This window comes from Ramlibacter sp. 2FC (genome assembly GCF_005503345.1).
GTDB lineage: Bacteria > Pseudomonadota > Gammaproteobacteria > Burkholderiales > Burkholderiaceae_C > SCMQ01.
The window spans coordinates 1-18,053 of sequence record NZ_SCMM01000005.1 but is presented as its reverse complement, the minus strand read 5'-3'; the positions used below and the strand labels follow the sequence as shown (position 1 = coordinate 18,053).

Sequence of the window (18,053 nt, the reverse complement as noted above, 5' to 3'; positions counted from 1 at the left end):
GAAGCGCAGCAGGCTGCGGCCTAGAATGGCCCCATCCTTTCCCATGACGGCCCCTGGCCATGCTGATGCGCGCTCCCCGGCTTTCCCCGGCCCCTGGCCAAAGGCGCCTGGCCCTGGCCCTGGCGCTCGGCCTGTGCCTGGCCCTGGCGAGCGGGGCCAGCTGGGCCGCGGCTGGCGAGGAACTGCTGTGGTTCGCGGCCGGCCGGCCCAGTGCCCAGGCGCGGCAGGCGATCGAGCTCCTGCAGGCCGCCCGGTCCGACGGGCTGGACCCCGCGGACTACCAGGCCGAGCCGCTGTCGCTCGCCCTGGCCCAGGTCGAGCAGGCGCCCGCAGGGCCCGCGCTGCGGCCGCTGGACCAGGCGCTGACTCAGGCCATGCAGCGTTACCTGGCCGACCTGCACCAGGGCCGTGTCGACCCGCGCCGCATCCACGCGGATTTCAGCGTGACATCACCCGGGCGCATCGATGCGCCCGCCCGGCTGCGCACGGCGCTGGCAGGCAACCGGCTGGCCGAGGCGGTGCGCGAGGCGGCGCCGGCCCTGCCCCAGTACCCGCGGCTGCGCGCGGCCCTGGCCCGCTACCGCGAGTTGGCCGAGCACCCGGCTTGGCAAGCGTCCCTGCCGCCGCTGCCGGGCAAGGCCCTGAAGCCCGGGCAGGCCTGGTACGGCCTGCCCCTGCTGGCGCAGCGGCTCGGCGCGCTCGGCGACTTGCCGGCCGGCGCGCCGCTGCCCGGGCGCTACGAGGGCGCCTTGGTGGACAGCGTGCGCGCCTTCCAGGCGCGCCACGGCCTGGCCCAGGACGGCGTGCTCGGCCCGGCCACGCTGGCCCAGCTGAACCAGCCGCCCGCGGCGCGCGCGCGGCAGATCGAGCTGAGCATGGAGCGCCTGCGCTGGACCCCGCTGCTGCAGGGACCACGCATGATCGTGGTCAACGTGCCCGAGTTCATGCTGCGCGCCTACGAGGTGCGCGAAGGCCGGGTCGAGGTTCGCCTGGCCATGAAAGTCATCGTCGGCAAGGCCCTGGACACGCGCACGCCGCTGTTCGACGAGGCCATGCGCTTCATCGAGTTCAGCCCCTACTGGAACGTGCCGCCGTCGATCGCGCGCGGCGAGCTGGTGCCGCGCCTGCGCCGCGAGCCGGCCTATTTCGAGCAGCAGGGCTTCGAGTTCGTGGCCGGCGACGGCTCGGTGATCAGGACGCTGTCGGACGCCCAGCTCGAGCGCGTGCTGCGCGGCCAGTTGCGCATCCGCCAGCGGCCTGGCCCGGCCAACGCGCTGGGCGACATCAAGTTCGTGTTCCCCAACAACGACAACATCTACCTGCACCACACGCCCGCGCCCGAGCTGTTCCAGCGCGAGCGGCGCGATTTCAGCCACGGCTGCATACGCGTGGAGGAGCCGGTGGCGCTGGCCAAGTTCGTGCTGCAGGACGCGCCCGACTGGCCCGAGTCGCGGATTCTGGAGGCCATGGCCAGGGGCGAATCCGCCACCCTGCGCCTCAAAGACCCGGTGCCGGTGGTGATCGCCTACAGCACCACCCTGGTGCGGCAGGACGGACGGGTGTTCTTCTTCCCCGACCTGTACGGCCATGACCGCCTGCTCGACGAGGCGCTGCGCGCCCGCCCCCGACCCGCTGGGCCCATGGCCCCGCAGCCCGGCACGCCATGAGGATTGCTGCCAGAATCCACTGCGTGCCCAGCCTGCCGACCACCCCCTCCCGCCGCCGCTTCCTGCGCCAGGGCATGCGCCTGGCGCTGGCCGGCAGCGCCCTGCCGCTGGCGCTGCCCGCCCTGGCCGCGCGCCCGGACGCGCGCAGCCTGAGCCTGAGCCATGCCCACACCGGCGAGCGCCTCTCCCTGGTCTATGCCCTGGGCGACGACTACCTGCCCGAGTCGCTGGGCCGCCTGAACCGCTTCCTGCGCGACCATTACTCGGGCGAGGTCGGCACTATAGACCCCCAGCTGTTCGACCTGCTGCACTGCGTCAAGCAGACCCTGGGCGGCGAGCCCTGGTTCCAGGTCATCTCGGGCTACCGCTGCCCGGCCACCAACAGCCGGCTGCGCAGCACGCGCGGCGGCGGCGTGGCCCAGCGCAGCCTGCACATGGACGGCAAGGCCATCGACATCCGCATCACCGACCTGCCGCTGGCCGAGCTGCGCGATGCCGCCCTCTCGCTGCGCGGCGGCGGGGTCGGCTTCTACGCGCGCGAGCAGTTCGTGCACCTAGACACCGGCCGCCTGCGCAGCTGGTGAAGCGCCGGGCGTGCCCGCCCGATCAGTGAAAGTGCGCCATCAGCGCGCGCGGCATGCGCTGGCGCGTCAGGCCGCCGCGCGCCAGCCAGCGCTCGGTCTGCTCGGCCGCGCGTTCTATCAGTTCGCCGGCGCGCGAGAAATCGTAGGGCGAGGTGGTCAGCGGACACAGCGGCGGCACGGTGATGATCTCGGCCTGCTCGCGGTGGCGCTCGAACTCCAGCGCCAGCTGGTGCGCGATCAGCAGGGTCACGGCGTGCAGGGCGCTGGCCACCGCGCTGGCCGGCGGGGCGTCGAGCATGCAGGCAAAGCCCGTGGGCAATACGATCACGCGCTGCGCGCCGAGTTCGACCGCCGTGCTGATCGGCGTGTTGCCGGTGATCGCGCCGTCTATCAGGTAGCGCCCGGCGAGGCGTACCGGCGGAAACACCACCGGGATCGCACTGCTGGCCATGATGGCGTCGACCGCCGGCCCCTCCGACAGGCGCACCGTGCCGCCGCCCAGCAGGTCGGTCGCCACCACATGCAGCGGCAGCTGCGCCTGCTCCAGCCGCTGGTAGGGCAGGCAGCGCTCGCACAGGCGGCGCAGGCCCGTGGGGTCGATGGCGAAGCTGCGCCGGCCGCCCACCACGCCGAACACGTCGCGCCAGGCCAGGGGAAAGACCTCGCGCCGATCCAGGCTGCGCCAGATCGCCTCGAGCTGCGCCACGCCGCGCGCATGGGGCGCGCCGGCGAAGTAGGCGCCGTTGATCGCGCCCACCGAGGAGCCGACCACCAGGTCAGGCCTCAGGCCATGCGCGACCAGGGCGCGCAGCATGCCGACCTGCACCGCGCCGAAGCTGCCGCCACCGGCCAGAACAAAGGCCGTCTTCTTGCCTGCGCCGTCATCCATGGGCCCAGTGTTTCACACCCGGCCCCGCAACTCAATCCCGCGCGTCAGCGCCAGGCCTGCATCCAGCCCAGGCCGGCCGAGGTGCCGCCGGCCTGGCCGCCCTGGCGCGGCTTGTACTCGCAGCCCAGCCAGCCGTCCCAGCCGCAGGCGGCGGCCACCTCGTCGATCACGCCGAACAGGTAGGGGTAGTTGAGCTCGCCGATGTCGGGCTCGTGGCGCTCGGGCACGCCGGCGATCTGGAGGTGGCCCACGGCGCCGCTGGGCAGGTACTGGCGGATCTTCATGGCCACGTCGCCCTCGACGATCTGGCAGTGGTAGAGGTCCATCTGCACCTTGAGGTTGGGCGCGCCGACCTCGGCCACGATGGCATGGGCCTGGTCCTGGCGGTTCAGGAAGAAGCCCGGGATGTCGCGCAGGTTGATCGGCTCGATCAGCACCTCGCGGCCCCGCCGGGCCGCCTGGTCCGCGGCCCAGCGCAGGTTGGCGACATAGGTGGGGCGCAGCTCCTCGCGCGTGCGGTCGGCCGGCAGCAGGCCGGCCATCAGGTGGATGCGCGGGCAGGCCAGCGCCTCGGCGTAGTCCAGGGCCAGCGCCACGCCGGCGCGGAACTCGGCCTCGCGGCCGGGCAGGCAGGCCGTGCCGCGCATGCCGCCGGCCCAGGCCGCGTCGATGGACGCGGCGTCGGTGCCGCCGGGCGGGGCGTTGAACAGCACCTGCTGAAGGCCATGGGCCTTGAGGCGCGCGGCCAGTTCCTCCCTGGCGAAGGCGTAGGGAAACAGGTATTCGACGGCCCGGAAGCCGTCCTTGGCCGCCGCCTCGAAGCGGTCGAGGAAGGGCAGCTCGGGGTACATCATGGACAGGTTGGCAGCGAACTTGGGCATGGGTTGTCCTTGGAAGACGGGTCGATGGAAGGCGCGCGCGGGCTTACCAGCGCGCGCCGAAGCTCCGGCGCAGCTCCTCGATCTGCGCCTCGTCCAGCGGGGCGGGCGGCGAAGGGCTCAGGCACAGCAGCCTCGCGGTCTCCTCGAGCTCCTCCAGCGTGGCCATGGCGGCGGCCGGGCTGTCGTGCCAGACATTGGGTCCCAGGCGCTCGAGCATCACCGCGCGGATGGGCGCGCCGCGCTCGCCGTAGCGCGCGATGGTCTCGGCCACCAGGGCCGCGGCGGCCGGGTCGCCGGGGCGGTGGTAGGGAATCAGCGGCACATGGCCGACCTTCATCACGAAATAGGGCGTGAGCGCCGGCAGCAATTCCTCGCCCTGGGCGCGCAGCGTCAGCGCCACGCAGTGCGTGCTGTGGGTGTGGATCACGCAGCGGGTGCCGGGGTCGAAGCGCTGGGCCGCGTCGTAGATCTGGCGGTGCAGGGCCAGGGTCTTGCTCGCGCGGTCGCCGCCGAGCTGCTGCCCGTTGGCGTCCAGGCGCGCCAGGCGCGCGGGGTCGAGCCGGCCCAGGCAGGCGTCGGTGGGCGTGATCAGGAAGCCGTCGTCCAGCCGCAGGCTGATGTTGCCGGCCGTGGCATGCACGTAGCCGCGCTCGAACAGGCTGCGGCCGACGCGGCAGATCTCTTCGCGGGCTTGTGTCTCGTTCATGCCTGCAGCATTTTGAAGGACTTGGTGAAGAAGTCGTCGCTGCCGAAGTTGCCGGACTTGAGCGTCAGGTGCAGGCCCTCGCCACCGGACGCAACAGACTGCGCATGGCACCAGGGCACGCCGGGGTCGATCTGCGGGCCGATCTGCAGCTGGGCGATGCTCAGCGCCTGCACGCAGGCGCCCGAGGTCTCGCCGCCCGCCACCACCAGCTGGCGCACGCCGCGCTGCACCAGGCCGCGCGCGATCGCCGCGATGCAGCGCTCGACCATGGCGCCCGCCTCTTCGACGCCGAGCTGGCCCTGCACGGCCTTGACGGCGGCGGGGTCGGCGGTGGCATAGACCAGCACCGGCCCACTCTCGAGCAGCGGCTCGGCCCAGGCCAGGGCCTCGGCGGCCACGTCCACGCCGGCCGAGATGCGCAAGGGGTCTATGGCCAGCGCGGGCCGGCCGGACTTGATGAAGTCCAGCACCTGGCGGTTGGTGGCCAGCGAGCAGCTGCCCGAGACCACGGCCTGCAGGCCGCCCGCGGGCGGCAGACGGCTGGCCTGGGGCGAGGGCGCGACGCCGAAGTTGGCCGGCAGGCCAATCGCCACGCCCGAGCCGGCGGTCAGCAGCGGCAGCTCCTTGAGCGCCGGGCCCATGCGCAGCAGGTCCTCGTTCGAGACCGCGTCGACGATGGCCATGCCCACGCCCTGTTCGCGCAGCTCGGCGATGCGCGCGCGCACCGCATCGGCGCCCTGGCTCACCGCCCGGTAGTCGATCAGGCCCACCTTGCGCCGGGTCTGCGCCTGCAGCACGCGCACCAGGTTGGGGTCGGTCATGGGGGTGAGCGGGTGGTTCTGCATGCCGCTCTCGCTCAGCAGCACATCGCCGGCGAACAGATAGCCCTTGAACACGGTGCGGCCGTTGTCGGGGAAGGCCGGGGTGGCGATGGTGAAGTCGCAGCCCAGCGCGTCCATCAGCGCCTCGGTCACGGGGCCGATGTTGCCCTGCGGCGTGCTGTCGAAGGTGGAGCAGTACTTGAAGTAGATCTGGCGCGCGCCCTGGGCCTGCAGCCAGGCCAGGGCTTCGAGGGACTGAGCCACGGCCTGCTCGGGCGCGATGGTGCGCGACTTGAGCGCCACCACCACGGCGTCGACCTCGACGCTGAGGGGCCCCTCGGGCACGCCTATGGTCTGGACCACGCGCATGCCGGCGCGCACCAGGTTGTTGGCCAGGTCGCTGGCGCCGGTGAAGTCGTCGGCGATGCAGCCCAGGAGGATGCCTGCGCCCATGCTCAGCCCCTGACTTCCAGCTTGACCGCGTCGGGGTTCTCCTGCGCGTAGGCGCGGATGATGGCCTCGAAGCTGGCGTCGGCCTCAAGCCCCAGGCCTTTAGCGCGAGTGGCCTGGATGCGGCTGGGCCAGCTGGTGACGATCTTGGCGATCTGGGCGTCGGGCTGCCAGGCGATCAGGGCGGTGGCGGCCGGGCCGGCCACGCGCTCGAGCGCCTGGGCCATCTCGCGCACCGTGATCGTGAGCGCCGGCAGGTTGACCGCGGTGCGCGCGCCCCATTCGCCGTCCGAGGCGGTCGCCGCGCGGATCAGGCCGGCCACCGTGTTGCCCGGCGAGGACAGGGCCACGGCGGTGTCGGGCGGCACCGGGCAGGTGGCGCGCTGGCCGGCCAGGGGCTCGCGCAGCATGCCGCTGAGAAAGCTCGAGGCCGCCGCGTTGGGCCGGCCCGGACGCACCGAGACCGTCATCAGGCGCACGCTGCGCCCGCGCACGAAGCCCTTGCGCGTGCAGTCGGCCACCAGCTGCTCGCCGATGAACTTCTGGATGCCGTAGCTGTTCTGCGGCGTGGGCAGGGTGGTGTCGGTGATGACCGGCGGCAGCGGCTGCTCGGGCGAGTCGCCGAACACCGCGACCGAGCTGGAGAACACCAGCACCGGCTTGCTGCCCAGGGCGCGGCAGGCCTGCAGCAGGACCTGGGTGGCCTCGAGGTTGCTGCGCATGCCGAGGTCGAAGTCGGCCTCGCATTCGCCGCTGACCGCGGCCGCGAGGTGGAACACCAGGTCGGTGTCGGCCGGCAGGCCCTGGCCACTGGCGATCAGCTCGAGCAGGTCGCCTTCGGCACTCGCGATGCGCGGGTCGGCGCGCAGGTCCTCGGGCGGGGCCACGCGGTCGGCCAGGGTGATGCGGTTGATGGCACGCGGCGCGGCGCCGGCCAGCGACAGGCTGCCCTGCTGCAGCAGGGTGCGGGCCAGGCGGGCGCCGAGGAAGCCGCAGCCGCCGGTGATCAGGATGTTCATGGGCTTGTCTCGAGAAGGAATGGGAAAGGGAGCGGTGATGGCCAGTGTCGCCTCATTCGGCCTGGGCCGGCGGCTGTGGCAATTCGATGCCCGGGAAGATCTTGATCACGGCGCTGTCGTCCTCGCGCGCGAAGCCCGCGGTCGAGGCCTGCATGAACATCTGGTGCGCCGTGGACGACAGCGGCAGCGGGAACTTGCTGGCACGCGCCACGTCGAGCACGATGCCGAGGTCCTTGACGAAGATGTCGACCGCCGACAGCGGCCGGTAGTCGGCCGCCAGCACATGGGCCATGCGGTTCTCGAACATCCAGCTGTTGCCCGCGCTGTGGGTGATGACCTCGTACAGCGCCGCCGCGTCCACGCCCTCGCGCAGGCCCAGGGCCATGGCCTCGGCCGCCGCCGCGATGTGCACGCCGGCCAGGAGCTGGTTGATGATCTTGACCTTGCTGCCCGCGCCCGCGCGCTCGCCCAGCTTGTAGACCTTGGCGGCCATGGCGTTGAGCGCCGGCTCGGCCAGGGCATAGGCCTCGGGACGGCCCGAGCTCATCATGGTCATCTGGCCACTGGCGGCCTTGGCCGCGCCGCCCGAGATCGGCGCGTCGATGTAGAGGATGCCGAGCTCGGCCAGGCGCGCCTCCAGCGCGATCGACCAGTTCGGATCCACGGTGGAACACATCACGAACACGCTGCCGGGCTTCATGCTGGCCGCGCAGCCCGGCTGCCCGGCGCTGCCGAACAGCACGCTCTCGGTCTGGGCGGCGTTGACCACCACCGAGACCACCACGTCGCTGGCCGCGCCGAGCTCGGCCAGCGTGGCGCAGGCCGTACCGCCGTCCTGGGCGAAGGCCTGGGCCACCTCGGCACGAACGTCGTAGACATGAAGGGCGTGGCCGGCGCGGCGCAGCGACTGCGCCATGCCGCCACCCATGGCGCCGAGGCCGATCAGGCCGATGCTGGGTTGCATGTCAAAACTCCTTGAGAGGCCGGACAGGGTGTGGCGCCGCCGGCCACCGACGACGCCTGGGCGGGCGCGCCCCGGACGCACACCCGTCAGCGTGTATTGATATGGTTATCATACAAATTTAGCCGAGCGAACCCATCAGGGCTATCCCTTAGCCCCAGGCCAGGCGAGGGCTCAGGGCCGCGCGCTGCCGGGCCGGGCTGCCAGCAGCGGGCTCGCGAGCTCGGCGCCCTCCTGCTGCCAGAAGGCCGGGTCGGCCTGGCGGATGCGGCCTATGGCATTGCTCATGTGGCCCGCCGCCGCCTGGCGGGCGCGGTCCGGGTCGCCGGCCTCTATGGCCTGCAGGATCAGCACATGCTCCTCGCTGACCTGGCGCGCGAAATCGGCGCGCCGCGCCTCGTTGGCCCGCGTCACCTGGGTCACGCCGCGCAGGAACTGGCCCAGGTACTGCAGCGTGTCCATCAGGAAGGGGTTGCCCGTGGCCTCGGCGATGGCGCGGTGAAAGCGCACGTCCTCCTCGACCCCGTCGCCGCCGGCCTGCACCGCCATCTCCAGGGCCGCTATGGCCTGGCGCAGGCGCAGCAGGTCCTCAGGATTGCGGCGCTGGGCCGCCAGCGCGGCCACCTCGCCCTCGAGCGCGCGCCGCACCTCGACCATCTGGATCACGGCCTCGCGCGAGCCGGCGTAGCGCGCGTCGAAGTTCAGCGGTGAAAAGCCGGCGTCGCGTACATAGACACCGCTGCCCTGGCGCGAATCGACCAGGCCCAGGGACTTGAGCCGCGACACCGCCTCGCGCACCACGGTGCGGCTGACCGAGAACTGCCCGGCCAGTTCCTGCTCGGTCGGCAGCTTGGCGCCGACGGCCAGCCGGCCGGAACGGATCTCGGTGCCCAGCGCGTCGGCGACCTGGTCGGACAGGCGCGCGCCCGGCGTGATGGACTGAAAGCGGGCGTTCATGCGAGGCACTCTAAAGTCATCATACGAATTTAACCCATGCGACGGCGCCTGCATGCTGCGGAATACCCGCGCCCGGCCCTGCCTCATGCCCAACCGGCCGGGCCACCGAAGCCGATGAAGCCGATGAAGCCGAGCTTGAGGCAGAAGCGCAGGGCTTCGGCAAAGGAAACGCTGCGGGGCGGGCGCGTGGTGCCCGTGGAGAAACCTCCATCAGCCCGCCAGCACTTGGACGGGACACCGTCCTGGCCAGGTCGGGAGCCTGTGTTCCCGACGCGGCGAAATCCCAGCGCGGCCAGGGTTGATCCAGATCAAACGGTCGACCACACCACTTTAATTTCGATTAGGTAAATTCGTTTCTCTATAGTAAATTAAAGTTTTCACTGGCGCATCCGCGCCAAAAACCGAGCCGGAGACCTCTGATGGGTACCTACATCAATCCAACCTACCCCTACCGTCCGCCCACGGACCTGCAGTCCAGCCCGCCGCAGCGCCGCCCGCTGATCGTGGTCGGCGCCGGCCCCGTGGGCCTGGCCGCCGCCATAGACGCGCGCCTGCAAGGCCTGCCCGTGCTGCTGCTGGACGAGGACAAGACCGTCTCGGTCGGCTCGCGCGCGGTCTGCTACGCCAAGCGCGCGCTCGAGATCCTGGACCGCCTGGGCGTGGGCGAGGCCGCCTGCGCCAAGGGCGTGAGCTGGAACGTGGGCCGCACCTTCCTCAACGAGCAGGAGGTCTACCAGTTCAACCTGGTGCCCGAGCCCGGCCACAAGCGGCCCGGCATGATCAACCTGCAGCAGTACCACCTGGAGGAAATGCTGATCGTGCGGGCGCTGGAGCTCGGCGCCGACATCCGCTGGCAGCACAAGCTGATCTCGGTCCAGCCCCAGGCCGACCACGCGCGGCTGACCGTGGAGACGCCCGACGGCCGGTTCGAGATCGAGGCCGACTGGCTGCTGGTGGCCGACGGCGCGCGCAGCGCTATCCGGCGCCAGCTGGGCCTGGACATCGAGGGCCGCATCTTCATGGACCGCTTCCTGATCGCCGACGTGATCATGCAGGCCGATTACCCGGCCGAGCGCTGGTTCTGGTTCGACCCGCCCTTCCACCCGGGCCAGAGCGTGCTGCTGCACAAGCAGGCCGACAAGGTCTGGCGCATCGACTTCCAGCTCGGCTGGGACGCCGACCCCGAGCAGGAGAAGAAGCCCGAGAAGGTGATCCCGCGCATCCAGGCCATGCTGGGCGACGCGCGGCCCTTCGAGCTCGAATGGGTGAGCATCTACACCTTCCAGTGCCGGCGCATGAAGGACTTCCGCCATGGCCGCCTCCTGTTCGTCGGCGATGCCGCGCACCAGGTCTCGCCCTTCGGCGCGCGCGGCGCCAACTCGGGTTTCCAGGACACGGACGACCTGATGTGGAAGCTGCGCCTGGTGCAGGCCGGCCAGGCGCCCGAGCGCCTGCTCGACAGCTACGCCGCCGAGCGCGAGTTCGCGGCCGACGAGAACCTGCTGAACTCCACCCGCTCGACCGACTTCATCACGCCCAAGAGCCGCGCCAGCCGGAGCTTCCGCAACGCGGTGCTGGACCTGGCGCGCGAGCATGCCTTCGCGCGCAAGCTGGTCAACTCGGGCCGGCTCTCGGTGCCGGCCTTCCTGACCGATTCACCGCTCAACACGCCCGACCAGGAGCCGTTCGCCGGCGACATGGTGCCCGGCGCGCCCATGGACGACGCACCGATCGCGCGAGAAGGCCAGGACGGCTGGCTGCTGGACCAGCTCGGCAACCGCTTCCAGTGCCTGCATTTCCTGGATGCCCAAGGCCGCCTGTCCGGCGCCGACCGCGCGGCGCTGCAGTCGCTGGCCCAGGGCGCGATCGCGGTCGAGCCGCTGCTGGTCTCGCCCTGCCCGGCCGAGGTCGAGGGCTTCGCGGTGCTGGTCGACCGCGATGGCCTGATCGCACGGCGCTACGACGCGCACCCCCGCAGCGGCTACCTGGCCCGCCCGGACCAGCATGTGGCCGCGCGCTGGCGCAGCCTGGACGCGGACCGCGTGCGCGCCGCCCTGGCACGCGCCACCTGCAACGCCTGAACCGAAGGAGAGCCACGATGAACGCCCCCCTGAGCCAGCGCGAGGCCGCGCCGGCTGCCGCACTGAACCTGGCGCCCAACTTCCACGAGGCCGGCCGGCGCTACTTCCGCGACTTCACGCCCGGCGACGATTTCTACGAGGCCCTGATCGAGACCCACCGCGAGCTCAGCGACGAGCAGAGCGAGCGCGTCAACGCGCGCCTGATCCTGCTCTTGGCCAACCACGTCGGCGACCTGGCCGTGCTGCGCGAGGCCCTGCGCCTGGCGCGCGCCGCCGCCTGAACACCCCACCCCATCGCCCCCAGACCCAAGGAGCCCCTCATGAAAATCAGCAAGATCCACCATGTCGCCTACCGTTGCAAGGACGCCAAGCAAACCGTGGACTGGTACGTCAAGCACCTGAACATGGACTTCGTGCTCGCGATCGCCGAAGACCAGGTGCCCTCGACCCACACGCCCGACCCCTACATGCACCTGTTCCTCGACGCGGGCGGCGGCAACATCCTGGCCTTCTTCGAGATCCCGAACTCGCCGCCCATGGGCCGCGACCCCAACACGCCGGACTGGGTGCAGCACATCGCCTTCGAGGTCGACAGCCCGGCCACGCTGGAGGCCACCCAGGCGCGCCTGGAGGCGGCCGGCATCCCCGTCGTGGGCCCGACCGACCACACCCTCTTCAAGTCGATCTACTTCTTCGACCCCAACGGCCACCGCCTCGAGCTGGCGGCCAACACGGGCACGCCCGGGATGCACCAGCGGCTAGACGAGGTCAAGTGGGACATGCTCGAGGAATGGAGCCGCACCAAGCGCGCCCCCAAGCACGCGGCATGGATGCACGAGAAGGAATTCGCGCCCGGCACCGCCGGCGAGTGACTCGGGCCGCCCCCAGGCGCGAAGGCCTCCTCGGGGGGCCAGCGAGGACACGCCAGTGCCGAGCGTGGGGGCCATGCCTCTCAGCCGCGCTGCAGCTTGAACACCGCCGTGCCGGCGCGCAGATTGGGCCAGCGCCGCAGCTCGCGGCCCTCCTGCAGGCCGAAGGCGTCGAGCACATGCAGGCCGTTCTTGCGCGCCAGCACCTCGAAGTCGGTGAAGGTGCCGACGCGGATGTTGGGCGTGTCGTACCACTGGTAGGGCAGGCGCTTGGTCACGGGCATGCGGCCCTGCAGGATGCTGAGCCGGTTGGGCCAGTGCGCGAAGTTGGGGAAGGCCACGATGCCGATGCGGCCCACGCGCGCAGTCTCGCGCAGCATGGTCTCGGTGTTGCGCAGGTGCTGCAGGGTATCGATCTGCAGCACCACGTCGAAGCTCTGGTCGCCGAACATGGACAGGCCCTGGTCCAGGTTGAGCTGGATCACGTTGACGCCGCGCCGCACGCAGGCCAGCAGGTCGGTGTCGCTGAGTTCGATGCCGTAGCCGCTGCAGCCGCGCTCTCGCTGCAAGAGGTCCAGCATGGCGCCGTCGCCGCAGCCCAGGTCGAGCACGCGCGCGCCCTCCGGCACCAGCCGGGCGATCGACTGCATGATCAGCAAGTCACTCATGATGTACGGGCCCCCACGCTGGTCACTCCGTGTACTGCGCTGGGCTCGCGCAGCGTCCGTGCGCGCAGCTGTACAGCGAAGCGAGCCCCTGCCGGGCCTGCGCTATGCACGTCCCGAGGCATCACGCTTAGGCCCGGCCCCGAGGGGGCCTTCGCACCTTGGGACGGCCCGGCGGCGCTCACCTCCATGTTCGCGAAGTAGGCGCGCACCGCCTCGAGGTAGCGCGGGTCGTCGAGCAGGAAGGCGTCGTGGCCATGCGGCGCGTCGATCTCGGCATAGCTGACCTCGCGCCGGTTGGCTACCAGGGCCTTGACGATCTCGCGGCTGCGCGCCGGGGAGAAGCGCCAGTCGGTGGTGAAGCTGACGACCAGGAACTTGCAGACCGCCTGGGCCAGCGCGGCCGTCAGGTCGCCGCCATGGGCGCGCGCCGGGTCGAAGTAGTCGAGCGCGCGCGTGATCAAGAGGTAGGTATTGGCGTCGAAGTACTCGCTGAACTTGTCGCCCTGGTAGCGCAGGTAGCTCTCGATCTGGAACTCCACGTCCTGCGTCGTATACAAATAGTCGCGCAGGTCCGGCGACGGGCCGCCCCTAGCCGGACCAGCCCCCTCGGGGGGCAGCGAACCACGCGCAGCGGGGAGCGTGGGGGCCCTGAGACTGCGACCGAACTTCTCGTTCATCACGTCGTCGCTCAGGTAGGTGATGTGGCCGATCATGCGCGCGATGCGCAGGCCGCGCTTCGGGATCACGCCGTGCTCGTAGAAATGCCCGCCGTGGAAGTCGGGGTCGGTCACGATGGCACGGCGCGCCACCTCGTTGAAGGCGATGTTCTCGGCCGTGAGGTTGGGCGCGCTGGCCACCACCACGGCGTGGCGCACGCGCTCGGGGTGCTGCAGGGTCCAGGACAGGGCCTGCATGCCGCCCAGGCTGCCGCCCATCACGGCCGCCAGTTGCTGGATGCCCAGGGCGTCGAGCAGGCGCGCCTGGGCGTTGACCCAGTCCTCCACCGTGACCACCGGGAAATCGGCGCCCCAGGCCTTGCCGGTCCCGGGGTTCTGGTGCATGGGCCCGGTGGAGCCGAAGCAGGAGCCCAGGTTGTTCACGCCGATCACGAAGAAGCGGTCCGTGTCGACCGGCTTGCCCGGGCCGATCATGTTGTCCCACCAGCCCTCGGAGCGGGCCTGGCCTTCGTAGCGGCCAGCCACGTGGTGCGATGCGTTGAGCGCGTGGCAGATCAGCACGGCGTTGGAGCGGTCGGCGTTGAGATGGCCGTAGGTCTCGTAGGCCAGTGAGTAGCCGCGTATCGATGCGCCGCTTTGCAGAGCCAGCGGCGCGTCGAAACTCATGGACTGCGGTGTGACGATCATGACAAGAAAAAACCCGGTGACGCCAAAGAAGCGACACCGGGCTACGGGTCCCTCTTTAGCTGTTTTCGCCGCGTCGGGGATGGAAATCCTCCCCGACGCGGCGCGCCCGCAAGCTGGAGCAAATCGGCGCTGCAGCTAGTATACGTGCAAGCCGCGGTGCGGCCAATGAAGGGAAAGCCGATGTCCGAGCTGTACGGCTCCGATGCCTATGCGCCGCGCGAGGTCGCGCTGCGCGTCGAATCCGTGGGCGTGGCCAAGGCACGCCTGGCCACGCTGCCGCTCTTGATGCTGGGCGTGCTGGCCGGCGTGTTCATCGGCCTGGGGGCGCTGGGCTTCGTGCTGGTCAAGTCGGACGCCACGCTGGGCTACGCCGCGGGCCAGTGGCTGGGCGGCCTGGTGTTCTCGCTCGGCCTGCTGCTGGTGGTGGTGGCCGGCGCCGAGCTGTTCACCGGCAACAACCTGCTGGTCATGGCCTGGGCCGACGGCAAGATCGGCACGGCCGAGGTGCTGCGCAATTGGACCCTGGTCAGCCTGGCCAATCTCGCGGGTGCGGCGGCGCTTGCGCTGCTGGTGTTCGCCAGCGGCCACACCGCGATGAACGAGGGCGCGATCGGCCGCACGGTACTCAAGATCGCGCTGGCCAAGCAGGAGCTGCCGGCCCTGCAGGCCTTTTGTCGCGGCGTGCTGTGCAACGTGCTGGTCTGCATGGCGGTCTGGATGGCCATGGCCGGGCGCAGCGTGGTCGACAAGGCCGTGGCCATCGTGTTCCCGATCAGCGCCTTCGTGGCGGCCGGCTTCGAGCACAGCATCGCCAACATGTACCTGTTCCCGCTGGCCCTGCTGATCCAGCAGGCCGACCCCGTTCTGCCCGGCCAGGCACTGGTGAGCTGGGGCGGCTTCGCTGCCAACCTGGGTCCGGTGATCGCCGGCAACCTGGTCGGCGGCAGCCTGGGGGTGGGCCTGAGCTACCACCTGATCTACCGGCGCGGCCAGCAGGCGGCCCCATAGGGCGATCAGGCCAGCAGCGCGAACGCGCCCAGGCCGGCGAAGACGGCGGCCGAGGCCAGATGCACCACGCGGATCGGCACGCGCCGCGTGATCGCGTCGCCCAGCCAGACCACCGGCGCGTTGGCCAGCATCATGCCCAGGGTGGTGCCGGCCACCACCCAGACCCAGGCCTGGTACTGCGCGGCCAGCATCACGGTGGCGACCTGGGTCTTGTCGCCCATCTCGGCCAGGAAGAAGGCCAGCAGCGTGGTGCCGAACACGCCCAGGCGCGGCGCGTTGCCGCCCTCGCCTTCGTCGAGCTTGTCGGGGATCAGCATCCAGACCGCCATGGCGAGGAAGGAGCCGCCCAGCACCCAGCGCAGCAGCTCGGGCCCCATCAAGCGCGTGACCCAGGTGCCCAGCGCGCCCGCGAGCGCGTGGTTGGCCAGGGTGGCGACCAGGATGCCGAGCACGATGGGCCAGGGCTTGCGAAAGCGCGCGGCCAGCAGCAGCGAGAGCAGCTGCGTCTTGTCGCCCATTTCAGCGAGCGCGACGAGGCCGGTGGAGACGAGAAAGGCTTGCATGGATGGCGGGGCCGGGCCGGACCGTGAGCACAAAACCAATGACCGCGCGGCATCTCCGGCCCGGCCCGCAAGGGGCAGTGGAGGCTGCGCAGTCAAAGGTCTCGCCAAGTCCGTAGAGCCTGTTTGCGCCATGTCCGCCGCAGGCAGACAAGTCTGTTGACGCAAACCCCTCTCGGATTCGAAGGGAGGCTACTCCCCAATGACAGGCGCGATTTTAGCGCAATGCATCGCCCAGAATTGGCGCGATTCTTGCTTTGTTTTGGTGCATTCCCGAGAAATCGGCGAAAAAAGCACCAATACAGATCAATTCAATCTCAGAGGACCTTATGGAAGCACTCAAACAGGGCGCGGATGCCCTGTTCATACTGCTAGGCGGCATCATGGTGCTGGCCATGCATGCCGGTTTCGCCTTTCTGGAGCTCGGCACCGTGCGCAAGAAGAACCAGGTCAACGCCTTGGTCAAGATCCTGGTCGACTTCTCGGTCTCGACCGTGGCGTATTTCCTGGTCGGCTACGGCGTGGCCTACGGCACGCATTTCTTCGTCGGCGCCGAGCAGCTGGCGGCCAAGAGCGGCTACGAGCTGGTGAAGTTCTTCTTCCTGCTGACCTTTGCTGCCGCGATCCCCGCCATCGTCTCGGGCGGCATCGCCGAGCGCGCGCGCTTCTGGCCGCAGCTGCTGGCCACCGCGGTCATCGTAGGCTTCGTCTACCCCTTCTTCGAAGGCATCGCCTGGAACCAGCATTTCGGTGTGCAGGCCTGGCTCAAGGCCCAGACCGGCGCCGAATTCCACGACTTCGCGGGTTCGGTGGTGGTGCATGCCGTGGGCGGCTGGATTGCGTTGCCGGCTGTGCTGCTGCTGGGCGCGCGCAGCAACCGCTACCGCAAGGACGGCGCCATGTCGGCCCACCCGCCGTCCAACATCCCCTTCCTGGCGCTGGGCGCCTGGATCCTGACCGTGGGCTGGTTCGGCTTCAACGTGATGAGCGCCCAGACCCTGGACAAGATCTCCGGCCTGGTCGCCGTGAACTCGCTGATGGCCATGGTGGGCGGCACCCTGGCCGCCCTGCTGCTGGGCAGGAACGACCCCGGCTTCGTGCACAACGGCCCGCTGGCAGGCCTGGTCGCGGTCTGCGCCGGCTCGGACCTGATGCACCCGCTGGGGGCACTGGCGGTGGGCGCGGTGGCAGGCGCCCTGTTCGTGGTCATGTTCACGCTGACGCAGAACCGCTGGAAGATCGACGACGTGCTGGGCGTGTGGCCGCTGCACGGCCTGTGCGGCGCCTGGGGCGGCGTGGCGGCCGGCCTGTTCGGCAGCCCCGCGCTGGGCGGCCTCGGCGGCGTGAGCCTGGGCGCGCAGCTGCTGGGCACGGGCCTGGGCCTGGCCTGGGCGCTGGCCGGCGGCTTCCTGGTCTACGGCCTGCTCAAGGCGACGCTGGGCCTCAGGCTGAGCCAGGAGGCGGAGTTCGACGGCGCCGACCTCAGCATCCACAAGATCAGTGCCACGCCGGAGCGCGAAGCGAGCTGGTAAAACCACACAGGCGACATGTGGCGCATAATGCGAGAGTGTCGCTCTAAACAGCCGCACATGATTGCGGTGTTTTGGTCAGTTTCGCGTTCCATAAGATTCACGGATTTGTTGACGGCGTAAAGCGGACTCCATCGCGTTTTTGCATCTCTTGAGGAGTCCCTTCCATGGGCAACAAACTTTACGTGGGCAACCTGCCCTATTCTTTCAGCGACTCTGACATGGCCCAGGCCTTCGGCCAGTTCGGCAATGTCTCCAGCGCCAAGGTCATGATGGAGCGCGACACCGGCCGCTCCAAGGGCTTCGGCTTTGTCGAAATGGGCAGCGATGCCGAGGCGCAAGCCGCCATCAAGGGCATGAACGGCCAGAACATGGGTGGCCGCAACCTGGTGGTCAACGAAGCCCGCCCGATGGAATCGCGCCCCCCGCGCAGCGGTGGCGGCGGCTTTGGCGGCGGTGGTGGTGGCGGCTACGGCGGCGGTGGCCGCAGTGGTGGCGGCTACGGTGGCGGCGGCCGCGGCGGCTACTGAGCCCTGCGTCGATATCCGAACTGAAAAGGGCCTGCGGGCCCTTTTTTCATGCCGATGCTGGTTTTCCCCAACACTTTGGCGCAAAAAACACTTGCAAAAGCCCGTACGGTATGGCGCATAATGACCCGGCGCAGGTTCCAGTGCCCGCGCCAAAGTTTGCGGTGCGCAGCTCAGTCTCGCTTCCTTACGGTGTTCTGCGGTTTGTTGAATGCGTTTTCGGGACTCCATCGCTTTGTTTATGTGTTTTTAGGAGTCCCTTGCATGGGCAACAAACTCTACGTCGGCAACCTGCCTTACTCGGTGCGTGACGGCGACCTCGAACAGGCCTTCAGCCAGTTCGGTTCCGTGACCAGCGCCAAAGTCATGATGGAGCGCGACACCGGCCGCTCCAAGGGCTTCGGCTTCGTCGAAATGGGCAGTGACGCCGAGGCGCAAGCCGCCATCAACGGCATGAACGGCCAGCCCCTGGGCGGCCGCAGCGTAGTGGTCAACGAAGCCCGCCCCATGGA

General features: G+C 70.0%; 18 protein-coding genes, 1 pseudogene and 1 riboswitch. Of the genes and pseudogenes, 9 read left to right on the top strand and 10 right to left on the bottom strand.

Translation table 11 applies throughout. The features are described 5' to 3' along the window. The first annotated feature begins 65 nt into the window (after positions 1–65). Positions 66–1,667 carry a L,D-transpeptidase family protein gene (locus tag FFS10_RS03720; RefSeq protein ID WP_137891772.1) on the top strand — a complete coding sequence of 534 codons (1,602 nt, stop codon included), beginning with the start codon at positions 66–68 and terminating at the stop codon, positions 1,665–1,667. After that, on the top strand, positions 1,664–2,251 hold the full coding sequence (locus FFS10_RS03715) for a peptidoglycan L,D-endopeptidase MepK (RefSeq protein WP_171016057.1): 588 nt from the start codon (positions 1,664–1,666) through the stop codon (positions 2,249–2,251). Before FFS10_RS03720 ends, FFS10_RS03715 begins: the two co-directional genes overlap by 4 nt. Positions 2,252–2,273: 22 nt before the next feature. Here the strand turns inward: FFS10_RS03715 and FFS10_RS03710 are convergent, their stop codons facing one another. The 7 genes from FFS10_RS03710 to FFS10_RS03680 form a co-directional block, all read right to left on the bottom strand. Next, complete coding sequence (locus FFS10_RS03710; RefSeq protein WP_137891609.1) at positions 2,274–3,140, bottom strand: patatin-like phospholipase family protein; 867 nt, start codon at positions 3,138–3,140, stop codon at positions 2,274–2,276. A 44-nt stretch (positions 3,141–3,184) separates the two neighbouring features. Next, positions 3,185–4,021, bottom strand: coding sequence for a 2-oxo-tetronate isomerase (gene otnI, locus FFS10_RS03705; RefSeq protein ID WP_137891607.1), 837 nt, complete (start codon positions 4,019–4,021; stop codon positions 3,185–3,187). 43 nt (positions 4,022–4,064) lie between these two features. Continuing rightward, on the bottom strand, positions 4,065–4,727 hold the full coding sequence (locus FFS10_RS03700; RefSeq protein WP_137891605.1) for a class II aldolase/adducin family protein: 663 nt from the start codon (positions 4,725–4,727) through the stop codon (positions 4,065–4,067). Beyond that, positions 4,724–6,001, bottom strand: a complete 1,278-nt coding sequence (gene otnK, locus FFS10_RS03695; RefSeq protein WP_137891603.1) for a 3-oxo-tetronate kinase — start codon at positions 5,999–6,001, stop codon at positions 4,724–4,726. Before otnK ends, FFS10_RS03700 begins: the two co-directional genes overlap by 4 nt. A gap of 2 nt (positions 6,002–6,003) precedes the next feature. Then, positions 6,004–7,017, bottom strand: coding sequence for a D-erythronate dehydrogenase (gene denD / locus FFS10_RS03690; RefSeq protein WP_137891601.1), 1,014 nt, complete (start codon positions 7,015–7,017; stop codon positions 6,004–6,006). 52 nt (positions 7,018–7,069) lie between these two features. Then, entirely contained in the window at positions 7,070–7,981 is a 912-nt protein-coding gene (ltnD, locus tag FFS10_RS03685) for an L-threonate dehydrogenase (RefSeq protein WP_137891599.1), read from the bottom strand. Between the two features lie 171 nt (positions 7,982–8,152). Then, positions 8,153–8,935: a FadR/GntR family transcriptional regulator gene (locus tag FFS10_RS03680; protein ID WP_137891597.1), complete on the bottom strand. Its 783-nt coding sequence runs from the start codon at positions 8,933–8,935 to the stop codon at positions 8,153–8,155. Positions 8,936–9,354: 419 nt separating this feature from the next. Here FFS10_RS03680 and FFS10_RS03675 point away from each other — a divergent pair, with 419 nt between their 5' ends. Genes FFS10_RS03675 through FFS10_RS03665 form a run of 3 tightly spaced genes read left to right on the top strand, consistent with a single transcriptional unit; the run spans position 9,355 to position 11,888 of the window. Further along, positions 9,355–11,016 (top strand): FAD-dependent oxidoreductase, encoded by a 1,662-nt coding sequence (locus tag FFS10_RS03675; RefSeq protein WP_137891595.1) that lies wholly within the window; start codon positions 9,355–9,357, stop codon positions 11,014–11,016. Positions 11,017–11,033: 17 nt separating this feature from the next. Beyond that, positions 11,034–11,297: a DUF2783 domain-containing protein gene (locus tag FFS10_RS03670; protein ID WP_137891593.1), complete on the top strand. Its 264-nt coding sequence runs from the start codon at positions 11,034–11,036 to the stop codon at positions 11,295–11,297. A 39-nt stretch (positions 11,298–11,336) separates the two neighbouring features. Further along, positions 11,337–11,888: a VOC family protein gene (locus FFS10_RS03665; protein WP_137891591.1), complete on the top strand. Its 552-nt coding sequence runs from the start codon at positions 11,337–11,339 to the stop codon at positions 11,886–11,888. 80 nt (positions 11,889–11,968) lie between these two features. On the opposite strand, the gene metW is transcribed toward FFS10_RS03665, so the two are convergent. Together metW and metX are read right to left on the bottom strand one after the other, a co-directional pair. Continuing rightward, positions 11,969–12,553, bottom strand: a complete 585-nt coding sequence (metW, locus tag FFS10_RS03660) for a methionine biosynthesis protein MetW (protein ID WP_137891589.1) — start codon at positions 12,551–12,553, stop codon at positions 11,969–11,971. Next, positions 12,550–13,896: a homoserine O-acetyltransferase MetX gene (gene metX, locus FFS10_RS03655; RefSeq protein WP_249931153.1), complete on the bottom strand. Its 1,347-nt coding sequence runs from the start codon at positions 13,894–13,896 to the stop codon at positions 12,550–12,552. The genes metW and metX overlap by 4 nt, the downstream gene beginning before the upstream one ends. A 201-nt stretch (positions 13,897–14,097) precedes the next feature. Between metX and FFS10_RS03650 the strand changes: the two genes are divergently transcribed. Continuing rightward, positions 14,098–14,925, top strand: a complete 828-nt coding sequence (locus FFS10_RS03650; RefSeq protein WP_137891585.1) for a formate/nitrite transporter family protein — start codon at positions 14,098–14,100, stop codon at positions 14,923–14,925. Positions 14,926–14,930: 5 nt separating this feature from the next. Here FFS10_RS03650 and FFS10_RS03645 read toward each other — a convergent pair whose 3' ends face one another. Next, complete coding sequence (locus FFS10_RS03645; protein WP_137891583.1) at positions 14,931–15,488, bottom strand: TMEM165/GDT1 family protein; 558 nt, start codon at positions 15,486–15,488, stop codon at positions 14,931–14,933. Between the two features lie 25 nt (positions 15,489–15,513). After that, positions 15,514–15,698, bottom strand: a riboswitch (yybP-ykoY riboswitch). A gap of 116 nt (positions 15,699–15,814) precedes the next feature. Here FFS10_RS03645 and FFS10_RS03640 point away from each other — a divergent pair. From FFS10_RS03640 to rbp (FFS10_RS03630), 3 genes and pseudogenes are all read left to right on the top strand, one after another. Then, positions 15,815–17,017 carry an ammonium transporter gene (locus tag FFS10_RS03640; protein WP_137891581.1) on the top strand — a complete coding sequence of 401 codons (1,203 nt, stop codon included), beginning with the start codon at positions 15,815–15,817 and terminating at the stop codon, positions 17,015–17,017. 164 nt (positions 17,018–17,181) lie between these two features. Continuing rightward, positions 17,182–17,541: pseudogene (gene rbp, locus FFS10_RS03635) on the top strand (RNA-binding regulator); the annotation flags it as partial. Between the two features lie 264 nt (positions 17,542–17,805). Further along, the coding region (gene rbp, locus FFS10_RS03630; protein WP_137891576.1) for an RNA-binding regulator at positions 17,806–18,053 on the top strand (248 nt) is incomplete at its 3' end.